This is a genomic window from Mesorhizobium sp. M0037 (genome assembly GCF_040323635.1).
GTDB lineage: Bacteria > Pseudomonadota > Alphaproteobacteria > Rhizobiales > Rhizobiaceae > Mesorhizobium.
Map to the genome: position 1 here is coordinate 174,096 of NZ_JAMYVB010000004.1, position 26,350 is coordinate 200,445.

Here is a 26,350-nt window from a genome sequence, read left to right on the forward strand (position 1 = left end):
GTTTTGCGCTAGGCAGCGCAGACTTCGCGGATCGAGCTTTCCAGAATGTCGAGCGCCTCGTTCATGACATTGTCCTGGATGGTGATCGGAGCCAGGAAACGGATGACGTTGCCGTAGACGCCGCAGGTCAGCAGGATCAGCCCCTTGTCGAGCGCCTTCAGCCGGATCGCATTGGCGATCTCGGCCGACGGCAGGCCCCTCTTGACGTCGTTGAGCTCGACCGCGTTCATGAAGCCGAGACCCCTGATGTCGACAATCTCGGGCACATCGTCGCGGATCGACTGCAGCCGCTGTTTCAGCCGGGCGCCCAGCGTATTGGCGCGGTCGCACAGCTTTTCGTCCTCGATTACGTCGAGCACGGCGTGTGCTGCGGCGACACCGATCGGGCTGCCGCCATAGGTGCCGCCGAGCCCGCCAGGACCGGGCGCATCCATGATCTCGGCGCGGCCGGTGACCGCCGCCAGCGGGAAGCCGCCGGCCAGGCTTTTCGCCATGGTGGTAATGTCGGCCGCGACCTCATGATGATCCATGGCGAACATCTTGCCGGTGCGGGCAAAGCCGGTCTGCACCTCATCGGCGATCAGCAGCATGCCGTGCTGGTCGCAGAGCTTGCGCAGCGCCGTCAGGAATTCGCGCGGCGCGTCGTAGAAGCCGCCCTCGCCCTGGACCGGCTCGATGATGATGGCGGCAACGCGAGCCGGATCGACATCGGCCTTGAACAGTTTGTCGAGTGCGACCAGCGAATCGGCTGTAGACACGCCGTGCAGCGGCACCGGAAACGGCGCGTGGTAGACGTCGCCCGGCATGGCGCCGAAGCCGACCTTGTAGGGCACGACCTTGCCGGTCAGCGCCATGCCCATGAAGGTGCGGCCGTGGAAGCCGCCGGCAAAGGCGATGACGGCTTGGCGGCCAGTGGCGTTGCGGGCGATCTTGATGGCGTTCTCGACCGCTTCAGCACCCGTAGTGACGAAGATGGTCTTCTTCTCGAACTTGCCGGGCAGCATGCCGTTCAGCCGTTCGGCCAGCCTGACATAGCTCTCATAGGGCACGACCTGGTGGCAGGTATGGGTGAAGCGGTCGAGCTGTGCCTTGACCGCCTCGATCACCCTGGGATGGCGGTGGCCGGTGTTGACGACGGCGATACCGGAGGAGAAATCGATGTATCGGCGGCCTTCTACATCCCAGATCTCCGAATTCTCGGCGCGGTCGGCATAGATCTGCGTCGTCATGCCGACGCCGCGCGAGATCGACTGGTTCTTGCGCTCAGAAATGGCTGCGTTCTTCATTTCGTCCCTCATCGGGCCGACGCCCGTTCTCGTTAGATGAATGCCAAGGCCTCTTCTGACCTTATTTCACGTTTTCCTCAAGTTGGCACCGCCGCCGGGCGATTGGGCCTGTCGTCGATGCGGGCCACTTCGACAGACCGGTCTTAACCAGCCGACCGATACACGTACGGGGCAGTCCGTGACAGCTCACCCGTCACCGGGAACGGCGAAGCGATCCCGCTCGCCGCGGTGGCGAACTTCCGCTACGACCTCGAACAGCCGACGGTGTGGCGGCGCAACCGCATCCCGACGATCACCGTTCGCGCAGGCCTCGTTGGCGACGTGCTGCCGGCCACCGTCGTCAACGAATTGAAGCCGTCGGTCGACGCCTTCATCGCCAAACTGCCGCCCGGCTATTCCGTTGCAACCGCCGGCTCGGTCGAGGAAAGCGCCAAAAGCCAGGGACCGATCGCAGCGGTGGTGCCGCTGATGCTGTTCGTGATGGCGACCATCCTGATGATCCAGTTGCAAAGTTTTCAGCGCCTGTTCCTGGTCGTGGCGGTGGCGCCGCTCGGCCTGATCGGCGTGGGCGCGCCCGTGGGGCCGAGCGGCGCACCGCTCGGCTTCGTCGCCATTCTGGGCGTCCTGGCGCTGATCGGCATCCTGATCCGCAACTCAGGTGATCCTGATCGTGCAGATCGAGGATCTGGTGGCCGAGGGCCAAGACCGCTGGGAAGCCGTGATCGAAGCGACCGAGCACCGCATGCGGCCGATCGCGCTGACGGCCGCGGCCGCCAGCCTAGCGCTGATCCCGATCGCGCGCGAAGTGTTCTGGGGCCCGATGGCCTACGCCATGATGGGCGGCATCATCGCCGGCACGGCGATCACGCTGCTGTTCCTGCCGGCGCTTTATGTGACGTGGTTCAGGATCAAGGAGCCTAAGCAGGGGGACGAACCATCTGTTCCGGAGAACGGCGAACTGGCGCAAGACCCCGCTTAAGGCTTTGCCGGATCATTCGTTATCGTTAGAGGGTTCGGGGCGCGATTTCGCTCGCTGCCATGGCGATGATTTTGACGTCCGCCAAGCATGCCAGCCTTTTGGCAAGTCGGCCAATGCCAGGATGCTTTCATCCTGCTGCACCACCTCTTGCAGGCCAACGAGCATTATCTCGCGTTCATCCCAATCTCAAGAGTCGCTGCTATAGAATTGCCAACTGCCCCCTTCATCGTTGTAGTTCTCGTCATCGTCAGCTTCATGCACAACGTATGCGATCCAGTCGCCCCGTTTGAATATGCTCTTGTCCGATAGCACCGCGACATTGGGCGGATCTGCAAACTTCCATTCTTCCATGGAATTCCCCAAGCGATTATTCTGCGGAACAAACTAGTTCACGCCGTCCGAACAAACCCCTCGCTCGCCCTAAGCAAATTGCGTGTGTAATCCTTCTCCACGCGGTGCCCGATCAGCTGGCCCGCCGTCAGGTTCTCCACCGCTTCGCCATTCTGCATCACCATCAGGCGCTCGCACATATGGGTGATGATGGCGAGGTCGTGGCTGACCATCAGGAAGGTCAGCTTGCGCCGACGGCGAACCTCTTCCAGCAGGTTGAGCACTTCCGCCTGCACCGAAGCGTCGAGCGCCGAGGTTGGTTCGTCGAGCAGCAGGATCGACGGTTCGAGGATGAGCGCCCGCGCGATCGCCACGCGCTGACGCTGACCGCCGGAGAGCTGGTGCGCGTAGCGGAAACGGAAACCGTTGCCTAATCCGACCTCGTCGAGGGCGCGCTGGATGCGTTGCTCGCCATCGGCAAAGCCGTGAATGGCGAGCGGCTCCTGTAGCAGGCGGTCGACGGTCTGACGCGGGTGCAGCGAACCATAGGGGTCCTGGAAGACCATCTGCACTTCGCGATAAAAAGCCTTGTCGCGGCGCGCTCCCAGCGTCTTGCCATTGACCGTGATAGTACCGGATGCGACAGGCACCAGGCCGGCAATGGCTTTGAGCAGCGTCGACTTGCCGGAACCGCTCTCGCCGACCAGGCCGAAGGATTCGCCGGACTTCACCTCGAGGTTCGCCCCTTTCAGCGCGCGAAAACGGTCGAACACCACCTCCAGCCCTTCAATCGAAATGGCTGGCGTCATGCCGCCCACTCCGGCTTGCGGTCGAGCACCGGCAGCGGGTGGCGTTCGTAACCGATCCTGGGCATGCAGTTGAGCAGGCCGCGCGTGTAGGGATGCTGGGCGTCGCGCAGCTCCGACGCCTTGAGCTGCTCGACCACCTTGCCGGCATACATGACGATGACGCGGTCGCAGAAGGAGGCGACCAGCCGCAGATCGTGCGAGATGAAGATCAGACCCATGCCGCGCTCACTGACCAAGCGGTCGAGGATGCCGAGCACATCGAGCTGAACGGTGACGTCGAGCGCCGAGGTCGGCTCGTCGGCGATCATCAGTTCCGGTCCGGCGATCAGCATCATTGCGATCATGGCGCGCTGGCCCATCCCGCCGGACACCTCGTGCGGATGCAGGTCGAAGACACGCGAGGGATCGCGGATCTGCACAGCTTCCAGCATGGCCAGCGCCCGCTCGCGCGCTTCGGCCTTGGAGACCTTTTCATGCGTGCGCAGCGTCTCGACGATCTGGCGGCCGATGCTCATCACCGGGTCGAGCGAATATTTCGGATCCTGCAGGATCATGGCGATGCGTTTGCCGCGCAGCGCCCGGCGCTGGCGGGCGGGTATGTCCAAAAGATCGATGCCGTCCAAGGCGAGCTTCTTGGCCGAAACCAGAGCCTGCGGCGGCGTCAGCCCCATGATGGCGCGGCCGGTCTGCGACTTGCCGGAGCCGCTTTCGCCGACAATGCCCAGCCGCTCTCGGCCGAGCGAGAAGGTGACGCCGCGCACCGCCTGGATGAGGCCGGTCCGAGTCGGGAAGGTGACGCGCAGGTCGTCGACATCGAGAAGTGCACCGCTCATTGGTCACCACTCATTGGTCGCCACTCCGGGGATCGAGCGCATCGCGCAGGCCGTCGCCCAGCAGGTTGAAGCCGAGACTGACGATCAGGATGGCGAAGCCGGGCGCGCCGGCCACCCACCATTGGTCGAGCACGAAGCGACGGCCGGACGCGATCATGGTGCCCCATTCCGGCAGCGGCGGCTGCGCGCCGAGGCCAAGGAAACCGAGGCCGGCGGCGGTGAGGATGATGCCGGCCATATCGAGCGTCACCCGGATGATCAGCGAAGAGATGCAGAGCGGCATGATGTGGCGCAGCACGATGCGGAACGGCGAGGCGCCCATCAATTGCACCGCCTTGATGTAATCGGAATTGCGCACGGTCATCGTCTCGGCCCGCGCAATTCGGGCGTAAGGCGGCCACGAGGTGATGGCGATGGCCAGCACCGCGTTTTCGATGCCGGGGCCAAGGGCCGCGACAAAGGCCAGTGCCAGGATCAGCTTGGGGAAGGCGAGGAAGATGTCGGTAATGCGCATCAGAATGGCATCGGTCCAGCCGCCGGCATAGCCGGCGACGGTGCCGACCAAAAGGCCGATGGGGGCTGCGATGACAGCGACAAGAATGACGACATAGAGGGTCCAGCGCGAGCCAAAAAGAATGCGCGAATAGATATCGCGGCCGAGATCGTCGGTGCCGAACCAATGCGCCGCACTCGGCGCCAAAAGCCGGGCATTCTTGAGTTCGCCGATGGTCGGCGAATAGGGCGCCAGCACATCGGCAAAGGCTGCGACCAGCAGCAGCGCGATGATGATGAGCAGGCCGAGAAACGCCAGCCGGTTGGCGGAAAAGCGCCGCCAAGCGACGTAGGCGCGGCCGAGCCGTGCCTGCATGCGCGAGGCCGGCCGATCGCTGAGCAGCCAATCGCGGCGCGTTTGGATTGCTTCGGCGCTCATCCTGTCTTCGTCCTCGGATCGAGCACCTTGTAGAGAACATCGGACAGGAGATTGATGCCGATGAACACCGAACCGATGACGATGGTGCCGCCGAGCACGGCGTTCATGTCGGCGTTCTGCAGCGAATTGGTGATGTAGAGGCCGATGCCGGGCCAGGAGAACACCGTCTCGGTCAGCACCGAACCTTCGAGCAGCCCGGCATAGGACAGCGCGATCACCGTGACCATCGGCACCGCGGCGTTGCGCAGCGCATGGCCCCAGATGATTCGCGTTTCAGACAGGCCCTTGGCGCGCGCGGCGACGATGTATTCCTGCGACAGCTCGTTCAGCATGAAGGAGCGCGTCATCCGGCTGATATAGGCGAGCGAGAAATAGCCCAGCAGCCCTGCCGGCAGGATGATGTGGCGGTAAGCGTCGTAGAAGACATCCCACTGGCCCTGCAGCGCGGCGTCGAGCAGGTAGAAGCCGGTGATCGGTGTGAATGTGTACTCGTAGACGATGTCGAGGCGGCCGGGAAAAGCCACCCATTGGAGCTTGGCGTAGAACAGGACAAGCCCCAAAAGCCCGATCCAGAAGATAGGCACGGAATAGCCGATCAGGCCGACAATGCGAACGATCTGGTCGATGAGACTGCCACGTTTTACCGCTGCCAGCACGCCGAGCGGCACGCCGAGCAACGAGCCTATCAGTGTGCCCAGCGTCGCCAGTTCGATGGTTGCCGGAAAGGCGCGGCGTATGTCGGTCATCACCGGATTGGTGGTCAGCACCGAGGTGCCGAAATCGCCGTTCAGCGCATGTTTGAGATAGATATAGAATTGCTCGATCAACGGCAGGTCGAGCCCCATCTCGCGGCGCGTGCGCTCGACGACATTGGCCGGTGCGCGGTCGCCGAGCACCGCCAGCACCGGATCGATCGGGATGACGCGGCCGATGAAAAAGGTCACCGCGAGCAGGCCGAGATAGGTGGTGACGGCGATGACCAGGAAGCGGCCGATCGCCAACAAGATAGCGACGGCGCGGGCGCTTCCCTGCCCCGCCGTCGCCTGGTTTTCAATCGCGCTCATCAGGGCGCGTCCGCCGGCGCTATTCCTTGGAGACCGGGCCGACAAAGTTGGTGTCGAAGCTCGGGCCGAGCGCAAAGCCTTTCAGGTTTTTGCGCAGGCCTGCCACTTCCAATTGCTGGTGGATGATGACGAAGGGGCTGGTGTCGAGGATCGTCTTTTCAAGGCTCTTGTACATATCGGCGCGCTTGCCGGCATCCTTCTCCAGCAAGGCTGCTTCGGTCTGCTTTGTCAGGTCCGGAATGTCCCAGGCATTGCGCCAGGCCAGCGTCTTCGTCTTGCCTTCATCCGAATTGTCCGGGTTTGAGGCAAAGGTCTGGGCGTTGGAGTTCGGATCGAAATAATCCTGGCCCCACTGGCCGATATAGATGTCGTGATTGCGGGCGCGGTATTTGGTCAGCGTCTGCTTGCCGTCGCCGGGGATGATTTCCAGCTTGATGCCGGCCTGGCCAAGCGTCTGCTGGATCGATTCTGCCATGCCCGTTGTCGGCTGTCCCGTGCGTACATCCATGGTTACGCTGAAGCCGTCGGCCAGGCCGGCCTTGGTCAGCAGTTCCTTGGCCTTGGCGACGTCGAACTTGAACGGATTTTCGTCCAGTTCGCCCAGCACGCCCTTGGGCAGGAAGGTCTGGTGGATCTCGCCAATGCCCTTGAGGATGGTCGTGCTCAGCGCATCGTAGTCGACCAGATATTTGAACGCCTGGCGAACCTCGGGCTTGGCGAGGTTCGGATTCTTCTGGTTGAGACTGATGTAAAAGACCGTGCCCTTCGGCGCGCTGGTCGTGGTGAGATCGGCATTCTTGGCGATGGCGTCGAGATCGTTCGGCTCGAGGTTGCGGGCAACGTCGATGTCGCCTGCTTCGAGCGCCAGGCGCTGCGCCGAGCTCTCCTTCATGTTGCGGTAGATGACGCGGGCGAGCTTGGCCTTCTCGCCATTGTAATTGTCGTTGCGCTCGAGCACGACGACCTCATTGGCCCGCCATTCGCGCAGCTTGTAGGCGCCGGAGCCGGCATAACCGGTCTTCAGGAAGGCGTTGCCGAAATCGTTGTCCCATTTGTAGTCGGCACTCGGTGTCACCGCGGCGACATGTTCCTTGACCAGCTTTGCGTCGACGACCGAAGCGACCGTTGCCGACAGGCAGTTTAACACGAAGCTCGGCGCATAGGCTTTGTCGACGGTGAATTGGAAGGTGGTATCGTCGACGGCCTTGGCCTTGTCGGCAACATTGTCGCCGTTGATGCCGAACTGGTTGATGATGAATGCCGGCGGCTTGTCCAGCTTGATGGCGCGCTCGAAGGAATAGGCGACATCGGCCGCGGTCAGTGGATTGCCCGAAGCGAACTTTAGGCCGGGCTTGAGCTTGAACGTATAGACCAGACCGTCGTCGGAAACGGTCCAGCTCTCGGCAAGGTCGCCCTTGACCTTGGAGGTGTCGCTGAGGTCGAGGCGGACCAGTAGATCATAGGTGTTGCCGGTGACTTCGGCGGTCGACAGTTCGAACGCCTCGCCCGGATCCATGGAGATGATGTCGTCGATGGCGAAACCTTCGACCAGCGTGTCGGCGGGCGTCACGGCGAAGGCGGGCGCAACGCCAATGAGCAGAGCGGACATGGCAGCACCTGCGAGCCAGACGCGCGAACGTAGAGCAAACTTTTCCATCATCATGATGATTGTTCCCTGTTTTGTTGATTGTTGACCCCGAGTTCCCGGCTCAGGGCTGCAGTAATTTTTTTCGCGGCCGGAGGACGACCGTTAGACCCATACCGTGTTGATTTTTTTCCAGTTGGTCAACACCCTATCCGGCAGCCCTCCAACCGGCAACGGGCATTTTGCGAGCCGGCATACTGGACCGGAATATGCTGTGCGCGTCGAAGCATGGGCGAGCCAATTGCAGCCGCCGATGGGGAAAAATCTGCTCTTTTCGGTGTTACTTGATGGCAGCAACCAGATCGGCGTCGGGGAAGCAGGTGGCGGGGCGGCCATTCTTTTCCTGCCAGCTGCCGATCGAGCGGCGGGTCTTGAAGCCGGGCAGGCCGTCGGCGCTGCCGATATCGTAGCCCTTGGCCTCCAGCGCCCGTTGCAGCGCGGCGATGTCGGAACGATGCAGGCCGCCAACCGCACCCCAGCTGCCGACGAAATCAGCATCGCCATGGGCGATGCGGTCAGCGCCATGGCCGATGAACAGGGCGTACAGGTCGCTGGTGTTGTACTGTTTCAGCACGTAGAAATTGGGCGTGGCGATGAAGGCGGGGCCGCTGCGTCCGGCCGGCATCAAAAGGAATCCTTCCGCTTTCAGTTCGCCGGCCGGAAAGGCTTTGCCGCCGACGCGGCTGATTCCCATCGCCGCCCAGGCTGAGATTTTCTTGCCCTGGTCGGGACCTTCGAGCGAGCAGGAAACGCTTTCCGGCACCGTCACCTCGAAGCCCCAGCCACGCCCCTTCACCCAGCCATAGTGGACGAGATAGTTGGCGATCGAGGCCAGCACATCCGGCGTCGAATTCCAGATGTCGGGGTGGCCGTCACCGTCGTAGTCGACGGCGTGCTTCAGGAACGAGGTCGGCATGAATTGCGGCTGGCCGAGCGCGCCGGCCCAGGACGATTTCATGGCGCCGACCGGCGCCAACCCATGCTCGACGATCTCGAGCGCCGCCAGCACCTCGGTGCGGGAGAAGTCCTTCTTGGTCGACATGAATGCCTTGGTGCCGAGCACCTCGAAGGCGTCGTAGGGCATTTTCGCCGCGCCGAAGCCGGTCTCGCGGCCCCAGATCGCCAACAGTATCTCGCCCGGGACACCGTAGCGCTTTTCGATCGCAGCCAGCGTCTTGGCGTTGGCCGCCTCGCGCGTGCGCCCACCTGACGTGACGGCGCGCACCGTCTTTTCGGCGAAATAGGCGCCGGGCGAACCGAACTCCGCCTGATGCTGCTTCTGCGGCGTGTTGGGCTTTTCGCCGGGCAGGACGAGGTCGGGCAGTTTGAGGTTCGGCTTCACGCCGTCGAAAGCGGCGTCGAAGGTGGATTTGGAGATGCCTTTGGTCTGGGCTTGCGGCCAGAGACCGGTTTGCAGCCAGGCGCGGAACTGGTCGTCGATTTTGGCGGCGGAGGCGGGGGCTACGAAAAGCAGGGCAACAAGGGATGCGAGGAGCGCAACGAGCGCCAATCCGAAAGATCCGCGTTCTGTCGCGCCCCCCTCTGTCCTGCCGGACATCTCCCCCTCAACGGGGGAGATTGGCTGTCGCTTCGGTTTTCGCCAACCACCAGCGTTGAAAGAAGAATGCCGCCCGAGAAGCTGCTGATCTCCCCCCTTGAGGGGGAGATGTCCGGCAGGACAGAGGGGGGTGTTTGGCGCAAACCTCGAAGAATGCGAAGCTTTCATGTCGCACATCCTGCCCGCCAATTGCGTCAAAACGCCGTCCGCGAGCGCAAGGCCGCCGCCAGCGTCCCCTCATCCAGATAGTCGAGTTCGCCGCCGACCGGCACGCCATGCGCAAGCCTGGTGACCTTGATCTCGAAACCCGAGAGCTGGTCGGTGAGATAATGCGCCGTCGTCTGGCCCTCGACCGTGGCGTTGACGGCGAGGATCACCTCCTTCACCTCGCCGCCGGCGACGCGGTCGACCAGCGAGCGGACATTGAGCTGGTCGGGGCCGATGCCGTCGAGCGGCGATAGCGTGCCGCCGAGCACGTGGTAGCGCACATTCATGGCCGCCGCCCGCTCCAGCGCCCAGAGGTCGGAGACATCCTCGACGACGATCAGCGTCGAGGCATCGCGGCGCGGATCGGTGCAGATCATGCAAGGGTCGGAGGTATCGACATTGCCGCAGGTCGTGCAGATGCGCACCTTGTCGGCGGCTTCAGCCATGGCGGCGGCGAGCGGCGACAAAAGCTGCTCCTTCTTCTTGATGAGGTGCAGTGCCGCACGCCTGGCCGAACGCGGCCCTAGTCCCGGGACCTTGGCCAGGAGCTGGATCAGGCGTTCGATCTCGGGACCGGCGATTCGCTTCGACATCGCACTGATCTAGGATTTTTCCGCGCGCTTTGAAACATGCCGCATACGCACCGAGCCCGCCATGCTGCCATGGCGGGCTCGGAAAATGTTCTGGGCGTCAGTAGGCTGAGAGCGGCCGGGTTTGATCGACGATCATTGCGCCGATAGCGTCGGTGTTCTCAGGCGTCGACTGGAAGCCCATCGACGCTTCCTGCGTCGCCGATGGAACCGAGGTGATGTAGCGGGCGTTCAGCGTGCCGCCGAAACGCGAGGCATCCGGCTCGGCCATCGGCTCCTGCATCGCCACCTCCGTCTGCTTGGCGGCGACGCGGGCGCTCTTGGCGGGCGCCGCGAAAGCCGTCACATAGGTCTGCTCGGCCGGGGCACGTGTCGCCTTGGCTGCGCGAACCGCCGCGGCCTGCTTGGCAGGATCTGGACGGACAATGGTCTTCACCACCGGCTCGGCGTAGGCAACCTGCACCGGCGCTTCAGGCACAGGCGCGCGCGGCGTCCCCGAGGCAACCATGGTCGTGGATTCATCCGGCAGCGGCTGCCAGTTGCGGCCGCGCTTCTCGTAGAAGGCGTTGCCGCCGGCAACCATGGTGTAATGCATGTTCTTGTAGGGGAACCTCAGGCCGGCGGTGTGGAAGTACATCGTGTTCTTCAGCTTGGCCTTGCGCTCGCCCTTGAGCACCGCATCGGCGGCCTCCTCGACATCGGGCATCGCTTTCGAATTCATCGCCCGCGTCATCACGCCGGGCGCGAACTGGCCCGGTTCGCCAACCACTTGGCAAATGGTGCTGCCATGATTGCCGGAGCGCAGCCGGTTCATCACCACCGTGCCGACGGCGATCATGCCGTCACGGCTCGAGCGGTTGGACTCGAAGAACATCGCCCGCTCCAGGCATTCCTTCTCCTTCGGCGTGTTGCGGTAGGCGCGCGTCGAAAGGAAGCTGGGCGTGATGGCGTCGGTCAGGCTGGCGACCGACAGGCCGTGCGAAGACGTGGTCTGGCTGCAACCGGCCAGGAACATAGGAGAGAAGATGATGCCGAGCAAAAGCGGCGTCTTCCATCGCGTCGCGATCAACAAAAATGCCTCATTGTCCAGATGCCAGCCCGCCCCGAGATGTGGCAAGAATGAGACTCTTAAAGGCAAAAAGATGGCTAAAGGATTAGCTTTCGTGCAGCATAGGTAAAACTTTATAAATGCCCGGATATGTCCGCGTGAGCAAAGCCGGAGAAAGTCTTAACAACAGCCTCCGCAGCCGATTTCCCTTCATAATCAATTAACTGGTTGGAGCCGGCTCAGAACGGCAATTTCATTCCGGGCGGGATCGGCAAGCCTGCCGTCAGCGCCTTGGTCTTCTCCTGCATAATCTGCTCGACCTTATTTTTGGCGTCATTGTGAGCGGCCAGCAGCAGGTCTTCGAGAATCTCGACCTCGTCCTCCTTGAACAGCGACGGATCGATCTTCAGCGACTTCATTTCGAACTTGCCGGTCAGCGTGACATTGACCAGCCCGCCGCCCGCCTGCCCGCTTGCTTCAATCGTCGCGATCTCGTCCTGCATGGCCTGGAACTTGGCCTGCATTTCCTTCGCCTTGCCCATCAGGCTGAGAAGATCTTTCATGGTCGGGTCCTTTGCGGATTCGTGGCTATGGTCAGGTTTCGTCGTCGTCGGACGGCGGCTCGACCGGCGCTTCGGCCTTGTCGGTGTCGACTTCCGGCGCGTCGGGAATGCGCACGTCGATGATCTTGGCGCCGGGAAAGCGCGCGAGGATGGCGGCCACCGCCGGATCGCTTTTCGCGTCGGAGAAAGCGGTCTCGCGCCTGGTCGATTCCATCTCGGCTAACGTCTGGCCGCCCTCTTCCTTCGACAATGACACCAGCCAGTTGCGGCCGGTCCAGGCCCGCAGCTTCGTCGTCAAGTCGTTGAGCAGCATCTTGGGCGCATCGGCGGTCAGGCCGACGTCGATACGGCCGGGCTCGATGCGCACCAGGCGAATACAGCTCTTGACCAGCACCTTGAAGGCGATGTCACGCTGCGCGTCGGCAAGAGCGACAATATCGGCCAGCGATTTCAGCGGCGGCGATTGCGGCTCGACGACCGGCTGCGGAGGCGCGACAAAGGCGACCGGGGGCGCGTCGACCAATCGCATGGTTTGCGCACCGGCTGGCCCGGACGGCATCCGGGTCTGCGCTACCGCGCTGGCGCCGCCGCCATTGCCGGCATTTACCGGCGCACCATTCGGGCGTGAAACACCACCGGACGCCGGAGCGCCGCTCTCTAGAGATTTCAGCGCCTCGTCCAGCGTCGGCAGGTCGGCGGCATGCGCCAGCCGGATCAGCACCATCTCGCCGGCGCTGACCGGTCGGTTGGATGACTGCACCTCGGGAATGCCTTTCAAGAGCATCTGCCAGGTTCGCGACAGAACCTTGACCGACAGCGTGCTGGCGAAGTCGGCGCCGCGGCGGCGCTCATCCTCGGACAGGGAAGCGTCGTCGGCAGCCGTCGGCACGAAGCGCAGCCGGGTGACGAGGTGGTTGAATTCGGCCAGATCGGTCAGCACGGCAGTCGGATCGGCGCCGGTGTCGTACTGGTTGCGGAATTCGGCAAGGGCGGCCGCCACATCGCCCTTCATGACATGTTCGAACAGGTCGACGATGCGGGCGCGGTCGGCGAGACCCAGCATGGCGCGCACCGCTTCGGCGCTGACGGCGCCGCCGCCATGGGCGATCGCCTGGTCGAGGATGGAGAGCGAATCGCGGGCCGAGCCTTCGGCGGCGCGCGCGATCATCGCCAGCGCGTCGTCGTCGACCGATATGCCTTCCTTGCCGGCAATCGAGGAGAGGTGCGCGACCAGTGCGCCGGCATCGATGCGTCTCAGGTCGAAACGCTGGCAGCGCGACAGCACGGTGATCGGCACTTTGCGGATTTCGGTGGTGGCAAAGATGAATTTGACGTGCGGCGGCGGTTCTTCCAGCGTCTTCAACAGGCCGTTGAAGGCCTGGGTGGAGAGCATGTGCACTTCGTCGATGATGTAGACTTTGTAGCGCGCCGACACCGGGGCATAGCGCACGCGCTCGATAATGTCCCTGATGTCGTCGATGCCGGTATGCGACGCGGCGTCCATCTCGATGACGTCGACATGGCGGCCTTCCATGATCGCCTGGCAGTGCTCGCCCAGGAGGGCGAGGTCGACCGAGGGATGGTCGACCGTCGGCGTCTTGTAGTTGAGCGCCCGCGCCAGGATGCGCGCCGTCGTGGTCTTACCGACGCCGCGCACGCCGGTCAGCATCCAGGCCTGGGCGATGCGGCCTGTGGAGAAAGCGTTGGTCAAAGTGCGGACCATCGGCTCCTGGCCGATCAGTTCGGAGAAATTCGACGGACGATATTTGCGCGCCAGCACGCGATAGGCGACGGCCTTTTGCTTCTCCAGGTTTTCGGGGTCCGAATTTCCGGCTTCGCTCATTCGCCCGTAAAGCTCCAAAAGGCCGCGTCTCAGCGTAGCCGATTCCTGCTAGATCGTTTCACCGTTTTCTGAAACGGCAAACCGCTCTACCCTTTGCTTTAACGCAATTCCGGACGGGAAACCGCTCACACTTTCCCTGGAATTGCTCCAATAGTCTCGCCCGCGCTGCAATGCGTCGTCAATGTCGCGAGAGGGGCCGATGAGGTGGGAGGCTGGAACAATGACCCGTTCCGGGCTCGTTAGGGCTGCTTCCTTCCGGACCTGACCCGGTTGGCGAGTGGATCGTCCACCACCAACCTCCCGCGTTCCATATCGGCAATTCAGCGATCAAATGCAAGGGTGCATTGAGAATCGGATGCCCGTGAACTCCGCCGCTCAATGAATCGCTTGCAGCCCCCGTGCAGCCGCTCTAGCGTGATGAGTTTGGGAATAATGCGAGAAGCGCAAGGGAAACGCCAATGCTACCGGGCCTCAAGGCCGGATTCACGCTCGACTCCAGGCTGGAGGCGGATAGCGAGCAGCTGATGTGGCTCGGCCTGTGCGAGCTCAGGGTGATGAACGATAGCCGCTGGCCATGGCTGGTCCTGGTGCCGCAGCGGCCGGGGGCCGAAGAAATCCACGACATGACGCCGCTCGACCAGGCGATGTTGACCTTCGAAACCAACATGGTGGCGCAGGCGCTGAAAAGAACCACGAGCTGCACCAAGATCAACACCGGCGCGCTCGGCAACATCGTTCGGCAATTGCATGTCCACGTCATCGCCCGCTCGGAAGGCGATCCGGGCTGGCCGGGGCCGGTGTGGGGGCACGGCATGCGCGAGCCCTATGAGCGTTCAGGCATCCGCCAGTTTGCGCAACAGATCAAGGCGGCGCTATAAGCCGCCTGTGTCCATCCCTAGACGTTCGAGCTTCCATGACCCTTCGCCTTTTTGACGCGCCCTTGCGCGAACCGAGCCAGTTCGTCGGCTTCGCCGGAAACACGATTGATCGGCAATCCGAGAACCGCGCCGACGATTCCGTCGAAAGGGCGTTGGCCGATCCCTCGGCACGTCTTCTGCCGATGCATGGCGGACGGCTGTATCTGAAATTGCACGATGGCAGCTTCGACCCTTGGTTCGATCTGGCTGAGAGCCAGAAGCTGCAGCCATCACTCGCACAAGGCGTGCTGCTTGGCTTTGCCGAGAGCGGCCCGGTACTTGCCGTGCCGGTCGGCCTCGATCCCGAACAGCTGCCGGAGACCATGAAGGCGATCGATTATCGCTCGGTCTATATGCAGGGGCTGATCGACGAGGCGGCAGCGGGCGCGCTGGCGCAAGGCGCCGCCCTGCTTGCCTGGCATGCCACCCATCGCTTCTGCAGCAAATGCGGCCATGAATCGCAAATGCGGGCCGGCGGCTACAAGCGCCATTGCCCAAATTGCGGCACCGAGCACTTTCCACGCACCGATCCGGTGGCGATTATGCTGACGGCGACGCGGGAAAAATGCCTGCTCGGCCGCGGCCGGCATTTCGGGCCCGGCATGTACTCGGCGCTTGCCGGCTTCATCGAGCCGGGCGAGACGATCGAGGCGGCGGTGCGCCGCGAAACGCTGGAGGAAGCCGGCATCCGGCTCGGCCGCGTTGTCTACCATGCCAGCCAACCCTGGCCGTTCCCCTATTCGCTGATGATCGGCTGTTTCGGCGAACCGCTCAGTGACGACATCCAGGCCGATCTCAACGAGTTGGAAGATTGCCGCTGGTTTTTTCGCGACGAGGTGCGTTCCATGCTGGAGAGGACGCACAAGGACAATCTGGTCACGCCGCCGAAAGGCGCGATCGCGCATCATCTGATCCGCGCCTGGGTCGACAGCGAATAAGAGTTGTTATTTTACGCAATTCCGGACGGAAAACCGCTTCACACTTTTCCTGGAATGCTTAACGGGAGCAAAAAATGATCCGTCACACCGTGGTTTTCACCCTGAAGCACCCGCAGTACTCGCTGGAGGAAAAGCGGTTCCTCTCCGATGCCAAGCGCATCCTCAGCGCAATCAAGGGCGTCACCCATTTCGAGCCGCTGCGGCAAGTCAGCCCGAAGAACGACTATCACTTCGGCTTCTCGATGGAGTTCGTCGATCAGGCCGCCTACACCAGATACAATGAGCACCCGGACCACGTCGCCTTCGTGCGTGACCGCTGGATCCCGGAAGTCGAAACCTTCATGGAAATCGACTATGTGCCGCTGACCCTGCTGGTTTAGGGGAACCTTAGTCCGCGACCTTCCACTGCTCGCGCGACTCACTGGCGGGATAGACGCCCAGAATGCGCACTTCGCGCGAGAAGAAGCGCAGTTCGTCCAGCGCCAGCTTGACCAGCGGATCGTCGGGATGGCCCTCGATATCGGCGTAGAACAGCGTCGCGGTGAAGGCGCCCAACTGATAGCTCTCCAGCTTCGTCATGTTGACGCCGTTCGTGGCGAAACCGCCCATTGCCTTGTAGAGCGCAGCCGGCACGTTGCGGACACGGAACATGAAGGTCGTCATCATCTTGGTGTCGGCCGAGGGCCGTTCGGCCAATCGCTTGTCCTTGGTCAGGACGACGAAGCGGGTGACATTCGAGTCCGTGTCCTCGACATTCTTCTCGATGATGTCGAGGCCATAGAGTTCTGCGGCGAGCGCAGGCGCCAGCGAGGCCATGCTGCGGTCCTTGAGCTCGGAAACCAGCTTCGCCGAACCCGCCGTGTCGCCGGCAATCACCGGCTTCCAGCCATTCTTGCGGATGTATTTGCGGCACTGTCCCAGCGCATGGATATGGCTGTGCACGGTCTTGATCTCTTCGCGTTTGACGCCGGGCAGCACCATCAGTTGGAAATGGATCGGCAGGAAATATTCGCCGACGATGTGGAGTTTCGATTCCGGCAAGAGATGATGGATGTCGGCGACGCGGCCGGCGATGGTGTTTTCGATCGGGATCATGGCGAGGTCGGCCTTGTTGGTCTCGACCGCGTTGAAGGCATCCTCGAAGGTGGGGCACGGCAACGGCTCCATCGAAGGGAACATGTTGCGGCTGGCGGTGTCGGAATTGGCGCCCGGTTCGCCCTGGAAGGATATTCTGTTGGTCTTGTCAGGCATGCCGATATCTCAGGTTGAAGGTCTCAGGAAAGAATTTGTCGGGCGCGTTCGAGGTCTTCCGGCGTGTCGACGCCGAGCGGCAGCGATTGCACGATCTCGGCATCGATGCGCATACCGGCCTCCACCGCCCGCAACTGCTCCAGCCGCTCGCGCCGTTCGAGCGGCGACGGTTTTAGCGCGACGAAGCGTTCGAGGGCTGAGCGCCGATAGGCGTAGAGGCCGACATGGTGATAGAGCGGCCCCTCGCCCCAGGGCGCGGTGGCGCGGGTGAAATAGAGCGCCTTCAGCCGCGTCGCCGACAACGGCGAACCGACGATCTTGACGACGTTGGGGTTGGCCTTTTCCTCGTCGCGGACGATCTCGACGCCGAGCGTGGCGATGTCGACCGCAGCGTCCTCGAACGGTTTCAGCGCCGCACCAATGATCTTGGGATCGATGGTCGGCAGGTCGCCCTGCACATTGACGATGGTTTCGACCTTGCGGTCGGGGTCGAGCGCGGTCAGCGCCTCGAAGATACGGTCGGAGCCGGATTCATGGTCGGTGCGCGTCATCACCGCCTCGAAACCGTGCGCGCGCACCGCTTCGGCCACGTTGCGCGTGTCGGTTGCCACCACCACCCGACCAAGCCCAGCCTCAGCGGCGCGGCGGGCGACATGGACGATCATCGGCGCGCCGGCTATGTCGGCCAGCGGCTTGCCCGGCAGGCGCGTCGAGGCCATGCGGGCCGGGATCAGGATGAGCGTGGACATCGAGGTGCAACGCGTTCGAAAGAGGATGGGGAAAGTGGCAAAAGGTCTCACTGGAAGCGCCCTTATAGGTGTTGCAACGCCCAAGCAAAAGACCTAGTTTCCGCCCGATTTGACCGGCTCGACGGGGTGGGTCACGATACCGACGGACGGAGTGGACGGAGAGGTCCGCCGGAAAAGGGAGCCCTGGGGCGTATGGATTCCAACGAAGTCAACAAACTGCTCGCCGGGTTGCTTGGAACCTGTTTCGTCGTCTTCTCGGTCGGTTTGGTGTCCGACGCCCTGTTTGCCTCGCCGGCGCCGGAAAAGCCCGGCTTCGCCATCGAGGCGACGGAGCCTGCCGAAGGCGGCGCCGCCGGACCCGCGGCAGAGGCCAAGCCGATCGCCGACCTTTTGGCCACCGCCAATGTCGAGCAAGGTGCGGCCGTCTTCAAGAAATGCCAGGCCTGCCATTCCGGCGAAAAAGGCGGCCCCAACAAGGTCGGCCCGGATCTCTGGGACATCGTCGACCGCCCCGTCGCCGAGCATGAGGGCTTTGCCTATTCGGCCGGCATGAAAGAGTTTTCCAAGGGCGGCGCCGAGAAGTGGACCTATGACAATCTCAACCACTTCATCACCTCGCCGAAGAAATTCGTGAAGGGCACGGCGATGGGCTTTGCCGGCCTGCCGAAGGACGAGGACCGCGCCAACGTCATTGCCTATCTGCGCACGCTGTCGGATAGCCCGAAGCCGCTGCCGACGCCAGGTGCCGCCGCCGATGCAACGGCGCCGGCCAAGCCGGCCGAGGGTGCCGCTCCGGCCAAGCCGGCTGAAGGTGCAGCTCCCGCCCCTGCGACGCCGGCACCGGCGCCCGCCAAATAACCGAATTGTCATCTCCATGACCTCAAAAAAGCCGGGTTCAGCCCGGCTTTTTGTTAGGAAAATCGCATATGCGGCGACAAAGCCGCCGCATGGCGGTTTTCACCGGCGTCAAATCATTTAGGATTGCCGGGCATCGCGACGAGGAGAACGCATGACGGTTGGCCGAACGCTTCTGAGGTCCTTTCTGGTTGTGGGCGCCCTCGCAGGCGGCCTGCAGGCAGCCTTCCCCCAGGAATGGCACACCACCTCTTCGCTGATCGGCCCCTCCAAATATGGCGAGAACTTCCAGCGCTACGATTATGTGAATCCGGATGCACCGAAGGGCGGTACCTACAATTCGGTCGTTTCCGGCACGTTCGACAGCTTCAATCCCTATATCGTTCAGGGATCGCCGGCGGCCGGCCTGCAGCCATTTGGCGGCGGCCTGCTCTACGACACGCTGATGGACCAGGCGACTGACGAAGGTAGCGTCAGCCACCCGCTCGTCGCCGATGCCTACAAGTACCCGACCGACTATTCCTCGGCCACCTACCGGCTCGACCCGCGGGCGAAATGGCATGACGGACAGCCGATCACAGTCGACGACGTGATCTGGTCGTTCCAGGTGCTGAAGGCCAACAGCCCGATGTACAGCCGCTATTTCGAAAACGTCACCGACGCCGTCGCTGTCTCGGACCGTGAGGTCGAGTTCCACTTCGACCAGAAGGGCAATCGCGAACTGCCCAAGATCCTCGGCGACCTTGTCGTGCTGCCCAAGCATTGGTGGGAAGGCACCGACGCCAATGGCAAGAAGCGCGACATCACCAAGGGGACGCTGGAGCCGCCGCTGGGCTCGGCTGCATACAAGATCGCCAGCTTCAAGGCGGGGTCGGAAATCGTCTGGCAGCGCGTCCCCGACTATTGGGGCGCCAAGCTGGCTGTGAAGATCGGTCGGGAGAATTTCGACACGCAGCACTTTACCTACATTCTTGACGACAACGCCTCCTGGGAGGCGTTCAAGAAAGGTGGCCTCGACGATATCAAGCCGGAAAACAGCTCGAAGCGCTGGGCGACATTTTATGATTTCGCGGCGATCAAGGCCGGCGATGTGATCAAGCAGGAGTTCAAGACCACCTCGCCCGAGCCGATGCAGGCTTTCATGCTCAACCAGAGACATAGGTTGTTTGCCGATCGTCTGGTCAGGGCCGCGCTCACCTACCCGTTCGATTTCGAATCGATGAACCGCACGCTGTTCTTCGGTTTCAACACTCGCACCCACAGCTATTTCCAGGGCACGGACCTAGCCTCTAGCGGCTTGCCGCAAGGCAAGGAATTGGAGATCCTGGAGAAGTACCGCGACAAGCTGCCGCCGGAAGTATTCACCCAGGAATTCAAGTTGCCGGTCTACGATTCGCCGCAGGCGGAGCGCAAATATCTGAAGCAGGCGGTCGACCTGTTCGCCCAGGCCGGCTGGGTGATCAAGGGCGGCAAGATGGTCAACGCCAAGACCGGCGAGCCATTCAAGTTTGAAATCCTAGGCTCGAATGAAACCGACCAGGTCATTTCCAGCCCCTGGATCGCCAATCTGCGCAAGATCGGCGTCGATGCGACACTGCGCATCGTCGACCCGAGCCAGTACACCAACCGCGTCAGAAATTTCGATTACGACGTCATCACAGGACAGCTCCAACAGTCGGAATCGCCCGGCAACGAGCAGCGCGATTTCTGGAGCTCCAAGGCCGCCGACACACCGGCATCGCGCAATTATTCCGGCATCAAGAACCCGGTCGTTGACGCCCTTGTCGACCGCATCATTTTTGCCACGGATCGCGATGACCTCGTCGCCACCACCCATGCGCTCGATCGCGTGCTGCTGTGGAATTACTATGTGGTGCCGCAATACTATCGCGCCGTTGTGTGGCTGGCTTACTGGAACAAGTTCGGCATCCCGGAAAAGCAGCCCGGCTACCGTGGCGCCGATATCGATTCCTGGTGGATCGATGCGGACAAGGAAAAGGCCCTGGCCGCCAAGTACAAGGGCAGCAATTGATGGCGGGGCTCCCTCGCCGCGATTTCCTGGCCCTCAGTGGCGCCGCGGCCGTTGCTGCGCTGCTGCCGGGCAAGGCTTTCGCCGCCAGCCCAACCGGCGTGAAACTGCATGGACTGTCGGCTTTCGGCGACCTCAAATACAAGCCGGACTTCACTCATTTCGACTATGTCAATGTCGATGCGCCGCAAGGTGGCGTCTTCAACTTCCTGCCGCGCAACTGGCTTGCCAACCAGACGCCGCTGACCTTCAACACGCTGAATTCGTTCGTTCCCAAAGGCGATTCGCCCCAGCGCACTGAGATGTGCTTCGATTCACTGATGGTGAGAGCGTACGACGAACCTGACGCCGTTTACGGGCTGATCGCTGACGGCGTGACGATTTCCGACGACCGCAACGACTTCACCTTCTCGCTGCGCCGGCAGGCCCGTTTCCATGACGGCACGCCGCTGACGGCTGAGGACGCCGCCTCTACCTTCAAGCTGCTGAAGGACAAGGGGCACCCGTACTATTCCCTGCCGCTAACGCATCTGGATGACGCGATTGCCGTGGATGCCCACACACTGCAGCTTAGGTTTTCCGGCAAGCAGACAAGCCGCACCATCCTCAACGTGGTCGAGTTCCCGGTCCTGTCGAAGGCGTTCTACACGGCCAACCCGTTCGATTCCTCGCAGATGAACCCGCCGTTGGGGTCAGCCGCCTACAAGGTCGGTCGCTGGTCGGCAGGGGCCTGGATCGAATATGAGCGTGTGGCTGATTATTGGGGCAACGACCTGCCGGTCAATCGCGGCCAGAACAATTTTCAGCGGATCCGCGTTGAGTTCTATCAGGACCGTAGCGTTGCCTTCGAAGCGTTCAAGAAGGGAGAAATCCTCTACAGGGAGGAATTCACCTCGCGCGTCTGGGCGACCGGCTACGACTTCCCAGCCTTCACTGCCGGCAAGGTGGTGAAGCACGAATTCCCGGCCGAAACGGTGCCTTCGATGCAGGGCACCGCCGTCAACCAGCGGCGCGAGCAGTTTCGCGACTCGCGCGTGCGGCAGGCGATCGGGCTCTGCTTCGACTTCGAATGGACGCGGCGCAATTTCTTCTACGGTTCCTATGAGCGCTCGCAATCCTGCTTCGAGAAATCCGAATTTCGCGCCGAGGGCAGACCGTCGCCACAAGAATTGGCTCTTCTTGAGCCGCTGCGTGAGCAGATTCCCGCCGAGGCTTTTGGCGAAGCCGTGATCCAGGACGCGTCGAACGGCTCCGGCCGCGACCGGCAGTTGCTTGGCAAGGCGGCCAAGCTTCTGGCCGAGGCCGGCTGGAAACGGTCCGGCAATTTCGTCGTGAACGACAAGGGTGGTCGGTTGTCCGCAGAGTTTCTTGTCGACGACGAAGTCTTCGAACAGGTCTACTCGCCCTGGGTCGAAAACATGAAGGCGGTCGGCATCGATGCCTCGATCCGGCTGGTGGATGCCGCGCAATATCAGCTGCGGCAGAATTCGTTCGACTACGACCTCGTCTCGGTCGCGGCCTCGTTTCCGGCGACGCCAACCCGTGATGACCTCGAAACCATTTTCCATTCGCGAGCAGCTACCGTATCGGGCTCTCGCAATCTGCCGGGAACGTCGAGCCCGGCCATCGACGCCCTGGTTGACGCCGCAGGTGCCGCCGAGGGTCGCGAAAGCCTGACAATTGCCATGCGCGCGCTCGACCGGGTCTTGCGTGCACGGAGGGATTGGATTCCAAGTTGGTTCCTGGCGAATCATCGAAGCGCCTATTGGGACATGTTCGGTTTTCCCGAGCGGAAACCCGATTTCGACTTCCCGGTCGAAGCGCTGTGGTGGGTCGACAAGGGCAAGGCGGCAAAAATTGGCAAAGGGTAGGCTGTTGCGCGGCACTTTACCCTCCCCCTCGTGGGGAGGGTCGGTGAGCACTTCATGCGCAGCACGAATGGCGAACCGGGGTGGCGGTGTGACGGCGTACGCCGGATCGAGACTACCCCCACCCCGCTCCGCTTCGCGGATCGACCCTCCCCACAAGGGGGAGGGTGAAAGCTGATGGGCGCCTACATACTGCGCCGTATCCTGCTGATGATACCGACCCTGTTCGGCATCATGGCGGTTGCTTTCGTCGTCACTCAATTCGCACCGGGTGGACCGGTCGAGCAGGTCATTGCCAGCCTGACCAACCAGGGCGGCAACGATCGGCTCGGCAGTGGCGGCGGCGATGCAGGAGGTGGCGGCAATTTCGATGTGGCCGGCGATGTCGGTTCGAAGTACCGCGGCGCGCAAGGGCTCGATCCTGAATTCATCAAGAAGCTGGAAAAGCAGTTCGGCTTCGACAAACCGCCTCTCGAACGCTTCGGCATGATGCTGTGGAACTACGCGCGCTTCGATTTCGGCGACAGCTATTTCCGTGACATTTCGGTACTCAACCTGATCCTGGAAAAGATGCCGGTTTCAATCTCGCTCGGGCTGTGGATCACGCTGCTCTCCTATCTGATCTCGATTCCCCTTGGCATCCGCAAAGCGGTCAAGGACGGCTCCGCCTTCGACATCTGGACCAGCGGCGTGATCATCGTCGGCTATGCCATACCGGCCTTCCTGTTCGGCATATTGCTGATGGTGCTTTTCGCCGGCGGCTCGTTCTGGGACTGGTTCCCACTGCGCGGCATCGTCTCCGACAATTGGGACCAATTGTCGTGGCCTGACAAGATCGTCGATTATTTCTGGCACATGACCTTGCCGCTGACGGCGCTGGTGCTGTCGGCCTTCGCGACGACGACGCTGCTGACCAAGAACTCCTTCCTGGAAGAGATACGCAAACAGTATGTGGTGACGGCCCGTGCCAAGGGCCTGTCGGAGCGGCGGGTGCTTTACGGACATGTGTTCCGCAACGCAATGCTGATCGTCATTGCCGGCTTTCCAGCGGCCTTCATCTCGGCCTTTTTCACCGGCTCGCTTTTGATCGAGAACATCTTTTCCCTCGACGGTCTCGGGCTGCTCGGTTTCAGGTCCGTGTTGGCGCGCGACTATCCGGTCGTGTTCGCCAACCTCTATATATTTTCGCTACTTGGCCTGTTCGTGACGCTGTTGTCCGACCTGATCTACACATGGGTCGATCCGCGCATCGATTTCGAGCGGAGAGACGTCTGATGACGCAGGCTGCAGCCGAGATCACACCGACAAGGATCGCCCGCCCCTGGCTGTCGCCGCTCAACAAGCGGCGCTGGCAGAACTTCAAGGCCAACAGGCGCGGCTACTGGTCGTTGTGGATATTCCTCGCTCTGTTCGTGCTGTCGCTGTTTGCCGAACTGATCGCCAACGACAGACCGATCGTCGCCTACTACAAAGGCGAGATCCTGTTCCCGGTGGCGGTCGCCTACCCCGAGGAAAAATTCGGCGGCTTCTACGCCGTCACCGACTATCGCGACCCGGTCATCCGCGACGAGATCAACGCCAATGGCTGGATGATCTGGCCGCCAATCCGCTATTCCTACCGCACCGTCAACAATGCGATCCCCGACGCCGCTCCCGCAAAACCGTCATGGGAATACGACGCGCAGAGGCGATGCAGCCAATATCCGCAAGGCGCTGCCGATCCTGACTGCATTGTCGGCAACTGGAACTGGCTGGGTACCGACGACCAGGCGCGCGACGTGCTGGCGCGCATCATCTACGGGTTCAGGATTTCCGTGCTGTTCGGGTTGATCCTGACCGCGGGTTCGTCGGTTATCGGCGTCGCCGCCGGCGCGCTGCAAGGGTATTTCGGCGGCTGGACCGACCTTCTCTTTCAACGCTTCATAGAAATCTGGTCGGCGATACCGCTGCTGTATCTGCTGCTGATCGTCGCTGCCATCCTGCCGCCGGGCTTCTTCATCCTGCTCGGGCTGATGCTGCTCTTCTCCTGGACGTCGCTTGTCAGCGTGGTGCGCGCCGAATTCCTGCGCGCGCGCAACTTCGAATATGTCAACGCGGCCCGCGCGCTTGGTGTGTCCAACCGCACCATCATGCTGCGCCATCTTCTGCCCAATGCCATGGTGGCGACGCTGACCTTCATGCCTTTTCTGGTCAGCGCCTCGATCTCGACACTGACCTCGCTCGACTATCTCGGCTTCGGCCTGCCGCCCGGCACCGCGTCGCTCGGCGAACTGCTAAAACAGGCGCAGAGTAACCTCAATGCCCCCTGGCTCGGTATATCGGGCTTCATCGTCATCTCGCTGATGCTGTCGCTGTTGGTGTTCATCGGTGAAGCAACGCGCGATGCTTTCGACCCGCGCAAGGCGTTCCGATGAGCAGCGAACTCCTGCTCTCCGTCCGCGATCTCAGCGTTGCCTTCACCCAAGGCGGCAACGAGTCGACCGCCGTCGACCACATCTCCTTCGATCTCGCCAAGGGCGAGACGGTGGCGCTTGTGGGCGAATCCGGTTCCGGCAAATCGGTCTCGGCGCTGTCGGTGCTGAAGCTTCTGCCCTACCCGACGGCCAGCCATCCCTCGGGCAAGATCCTGTTCCAGGGCGCCGACCTTTTGGCGATGAACGAAAAGCAGTTGCGCAGCGTGCGCGGCAACAAGATCACCATGATCTTCCAGGAGCCGATGACCTCGCTCAATCCGCTGCACACGATCGAGCAGCAGATCGTCGAGATCCTGGCGCTGCATCAGGGCATGGGCGACCGCCAGGCCAAGGCGCGCACGCTGGCGCTGCTCAACGAGGTCGGCATTCGCGAACCGGAAAAGCGGCTCGACGCCTATCCGCACCAGCTGTCCGGCGGCCAACGCCAGCGCGTCATGATCGCCATGGCGCTGGCCAACGAGCCTGAACTGCTGATCGCCGACGAGCCGACGACGGCGCTCGACGTCACTGTCCAGGCGCAGATCCTCGAATTGCTGGCGGGGCTGAAGAGCCGCAAGGGCATGTCAATGCTGTTCATCACCCATGATCTCGGCATTGTCAGAAAGATCGCCGACCGCGTCTGCGTGATGACCAAAGGCAAGATCGTCGAGACCGGGCCGACCAGGGACATCTTCGCCAACCCGCAGCACGCTTATACCAAGCACCTCCTGGCCGCCGAGCCGAAGGGCAAGCCGCCGGCCGCCAACGACGCCGCCAAACCGGTTATGACCGGCAAGGACATCAAGGTTTGGTTCCCGATCAAAAAGGGTTTCTTTCGCACCACCGTCGACAATGTGAAGGCTGTTGACGGAATCGACGTCACCGTACGCGCCGGCCAGACGCTAGGCGTCGTCGGCGAATCCGGCTCCGGCAAGACGACGCTCGGGCTGGCGCTGGCGCGGATGATCTCATCGACCGGCACCATCCAGTTCAATGGCAGCGACATCAACCAGCTTTCCTTCAACGCCATGCGGCCGCTGCGCCGCGAGTTGCAGATCGTTTTCCAGGACCCGTTCGGCTCGCTCAGCCCGCGTATGTCGGTCTCGGAGATCATCGAGGAAGGCTTGAAGATCCACGAGCCGAAGCTGTCGCCCGACCAACGCGACGACAAGGTCGTCGCCGTGCTGAAGGAGGTCGGGCTCGATCCGGCGACCAGGAACCGCTATCCGCATGAATTCTCCGGCGGCCAGCGCCAGCGCGTCGCCATTGCGCGCGCCATGGTGCTCAATCCGCGCTTCGTCATGCTGGACGAACCGACCTCGGCGCTCGACATGAGCGTGCAGGCACAGGTGGTCGACCTCTTGCGCAATCTGCAGGCCAAGCACGACCTTGCCTATCTGTTCATCAGCCACGATCTGAAAGTCATTCGCGCCCTTGCCAATGACGTCATCGTCATGCGCAATGGCAAGATCGTCGAAGCCGGCCCTTCCGAACAGATTTTCGAGCGCCCGCAGACCGACTATACGAAGGCGCTGATCTCGGCCGCGTTCAAGATCGAGACGGCGCCAGTCGGTATCGTCAGCGAATAACAGGGAATACAATCC

Annotated in this window: 23 protein-coding genes, 1 other RNA gene and 1 pseudogene; 10 read left to right on the forward strand and 15 right to left on the reverse strand. The window is 62.3% G+C overall.

What is annotated here, in order from left to right:
- Window positions 1–8 precede the first annotated feature (8 nt).
- Window positions 9–1,286 carry a 4-aminobutyrate--2-oxoglutarate transaminase gene (locus NKJ78_RS09365; protein WP_023738174.1) on the reverse strand — a complete coding sequence of 426 codons (1,278 nt, stop codon included), beginning with the start codon at window positions 1,284–1,286 and terminating at the stop codon, window positions 9–11.
- Window positions 1,287–1,481: 195 nt separating this feature from the next.
- Between NKJ78_RS09365 and NKJ78_RS09370 the strand changes: the two are divergent.
- Window positions 1,482–2,265: pseudogene (locus NKJ78_RS09370) on the forward strand (efflux RND transporter permease subunit); the annotation flags it as partial.
- 186 nt (window positions 2,266–2,451) lie between these two features.
- Here NKJ78_RS09370 and NKJ78_RS09375 read toward each other — a convergent pair.
- From NKJ78_RS09375 to ffs, 12 genes are all read right to left on the reverse strand, one after another.
- Window positions 2,452–2,616: a hypothetical protein gene (locus tag NKJ78_RS09375; protein ID WP_023749158.1), complete on the reverse strand. Its 165-nt coding sequence runs from the start codon at window positions 2,614–2,616 to the stop codon at window positions 2,452–2,454.
- A 38-nt stretch (window positions 2,617–2,654) separates the two neighbouring features.
- Complete coding sequence (locus NKJ78_RS09380) at window positions 2,655–3,404, reverse strand: ABC transporter ATP-binding protein (RefSeq protein ID WP_023669527.1); 750 nt, start codon at window positions 3,402–3,404, stop codon at window positions 2,655–2,657.
- A complete protein-coding gene (locus tag NKJ78_RS09385) occupies window positions 3,401–4,237 on the reverse strand; it encodes an ABC transporter ATP-binding protein (RefSeq protein ID WP_023669526.1) in 837 nt (278 codons plus the stop codon). Before NKJ78_RS09385 ends, NKJ78_RS09380 begins: the two co-directional genes overlap by 4 nt.
- A 10-nt stretch (window positions 4,238–4,247) precedes the next feature.
- On the reverse strand, window positions 4,248–5,168 hold the full coding sequence (nikC, locus tag NKJ78_RS09390) for a nickel transporter permease (protein ID WP_023738173.1): 921 nt from the start codon (window positions 5,166–5,168) through the stop codon (window positions 4,248–4,250).
- Window positions 5,165–6,232 (reverse strand): ABC transporter permease, encoded by a 1,068-nt coding sequence (locus tag NKJ78_RS09395; RefSeq protein WP_023738172.1) that lies wholly within the window; start codon window positions 6,230–6,232, stop codon window positions 5,165–5,167. Before NKJ78_RS09395 ends, nikC begins: the two co-directional genes overlap by 4 nt.
- A 19-nt stretch (window positions 6,233–6,251) precedes the next feature.
- On the reverse strand, window positions 6,252–7,895 hold the full coding sequence (locus tag NKJ78_RS09400; protein WP_023738171.1) for an ABC transporter substrate-binding protein: 1,644 nt from the start codon (window positions 7,893–7,895) through the stop codon (window positions 6,252–6,254).
- 262 nt (window positions 7,896–8,157) lie between these two features.
- Entirely contained in the window at window positions 8,158–9,435 is a 1,278-nt protein-coding gene (locus NKJ78_RS09405) for a lytic murein transglycosylase (RefSeq protein WP_352562424.1), read from the reverse strand.
- Between the two features lie 194 nt (window positions 9,436–9,629).
- Window positions 9,630–10,235, reverse strand: a complete 606-nt coding sequence (recR, locus tag NKJ78_RS09410) for a recombination mediator RecR (protein ID WP_023696745.1) — start codon at window positions 10,233–10,235, stop codon at window positions 9,630–9,632.
- A gap of 97 nt (window positions 10,236–10,332) precedes the next feature.
- Window positions 10,333–11,301, reverse strand: coding sequence for a cell wall hydrolase (locus NKJ78_RS09415; RefSeq protein WP_023688761.1), 969 nt, complete (start codon window positions 11,299–11,301; stop codon window positions 10,333–10,335).
- A 218-nt stretch (window positions 11,302–11,519) separates the two neighbouring features.
- Window positions 11,520–11,843, reverse strand: a complete 324-nt coding sequence (locus NKJ78_RS09420; RefSeq protein ID WP_023682030.1) for a YbaB/EbfC family nucleoid-associated protein — start codon at window positions 11,841–11,843, stop codon at window positions 11,520–11,522.
- Between the two features lie 31 nt (window positions 11,844–11,874).
- On the reverse strand, window positions 11,875–13,686 hold the full coding sequence (locus tag NKJ78_RS09425) for a DNA polymerase III subunit gamma/tau (RefSeq protein WP_352459203.1): 1,812 nt from the start codon (window positions 13,684–13,686) through the stop codon (window positions 11,875–11,877).
- A 204-nt stretch (window positions 13,687–13,890) separates the two neighbouring features.
- Window positions 13,891–13,987: signal recognition particle sRNA small type (ffs, locus tag NKJ78_RS09430), an RNA gene on the reverse strand.
- A gap of 157 nt (window positions 13,988–14,144) precedes the next feature.
- On the opposite strand from ffs, the gene NKJ78_RS09435 reads away from it, so the two are divergent.
- From NKJ78_RS09435 to NKJ78_RS09445, 3 genes are all read left to right on the forward strand, one after another.
- Window positions 14,145–14,564 carry an HIT domain-containing protein gene (locus NKJ78_RS09435; protein WP_023669517.1) on the forward strand — a complete coding sequence of 140 codons (420 nt, stop codon included), beginning with the start codon at window positions 14,145–14,147 and terminating at the stop codon, window positions 14,562–14,564.
- A gap of 35 nt (window positions 14,565–14,599) precedes the next feature.
- On the forward strand, window positions 14,600–15,541 hold the full coding sequence (gene nudC / locus NKJ78_RS09440) for an NAD(+) diphosphatase (RefSeq protein WP_023751922.1): 942 nt from the start codon (window positions 14,600–14,602) through the stop codon (window positions 15,539–15,541).
- Between the two features lie 74 nt (window positions 15,542–15,615).
- The gene (locus tag NKJ78_RS09445) at window positions 15,616–15,921 is read left to right on the forward strand and encodes a Dabb family protein (protein ID WP_023669515.1); all 306 of its coding nucleotides are present in this window, start codon (window positions 15,616–15,618) and stop codon (window positions 15,919–15,921) included.
- Window positions 15,922–15,928: 7 nt separating this feature from the next.
- On the opposite strand, the gene NKJ78_RS09450 is transcribed toward NKJ78_RS09445, so the two are convergent.
- Together NKJ78_RS09450 and NKJ78_RS09455 are read right to left on the reverse strand one after the other, a co-directional pair.
- The gene (locus NKJ78_RS09450) at window positions 15,929–16,792 is read right to left on the reverse strand and encodes a prephenate dehydratase (protein ID WP_352459204.1); all 864 of its coding nucleotides are present in this window, start codon (window positions 16,790–16,792) and stop codon (window positions 15,929–15,931) included.
- Between the two features lie 23 nt (window positions 16,793–16,815).
- Window positions 16,816–17,541 (reverse strand): 3-deoxy-manno-octulosonate cytidylyltransferase, encoded by a 726-nt coding sequence (locus NKJ78_RS09455; RefSeq protein ID WP_023669513.1) that lies wholly within the window; start codon window positions 17,539–17,541, stop codon window positions 16,816–16,818.
- A gap of 192 nt (window positions 17,542–17,733) precedes the next feature.
- Here NKJ78_RS09455 and NKJ78_RS09460 point away from each other — a divergent pair, with 192 nt between their 5' ends.
- From NKJ78_RS09460 to NKJ78_RS09485, 6 genes are all read left to right on the forward strand, one after another.
- The gene (locus tag NKJ78_RS09460) at window positions 17,734–18,399 is read left to right on the forward strand and encodes a c-type cytochrome (RefSeq protein WP_023669512.1); all 666 of its coding nucleotides are present in this window, start codon (window positions 17,734–17,736) and stop codon (window positions 18,397–18,399) included.
- Window positions 18,400–18,550: 151 nt separating this feature from the next.
- Complete coding sequence (locus NKJ78_RS09465) at window positions 18,551–20,428, forward strand: extracellular solute-binding protein (protein WP_352459206.1); 1,878 nt, start codon at window positions 18,551–18,553, stop codon at window positions 20,426–20,428.
- The gene (locus NKJ78_RS09470; RefSeq protein WP_352459207.1) at window positions 20,428–22,296 is read left to right on the forward strand and encodes an extracellular solute-binding protein; all 1,869 of its coding nucleotides are present in this window, start codon (window positions 20,428–20,430) and stop codon (window positions 22,294–22,296) included. The genes NKJ78_RS09465 and NKJ78_RS09470 overlap by 1 nt, the downstream gene beginning before the upstream one ends.
- 174 nt (window positions 22,297–22,470) lie before the next feature.
- Window positions 22,471–23,568 (forward strand): microcin C ABC transporter permease YejB, encoded by a 1,098-nt coding sequence (locus NKJ78_RS09475; protein WP_023688770.1) that lies wholly within the window; start codon window positions 22,471–22,473, stop codon window positions 23,566–23,568.
- A complete protein-coding gene (locus NKJ78_RS09480; protein ID WP_023682037.1) occupies window positions 23,568–24,707 on the forward strand; it encodes an ABC transporter permease in 1,140 nt (379 codons plus the stop codon). Before NKJ78_RS09475 ends, NKJ78_RS09480 begins: the two co-directional genes overlap by 1 nt.
- The gene (locus NKJ78_RS09485) at window positions 24,704–26,335 is read left to right on the forward strand and encodes an ABC transporter ATP-binding protein (RefSeq protein WP_023826839.1); all 1,632 of its coding nucleotides are present in this window, start codon (window positions 24,704–24,706) and stop codon (window positions 26,333–26,335) included. Before NKJ78_RS09480 ends, NKJ78_RS09485 begins: the two co-directional genes overlap by 4 nt.
- The last annotated feature ends 15 nt before the right edge of the window (window positions 26,336–26,350 follow it).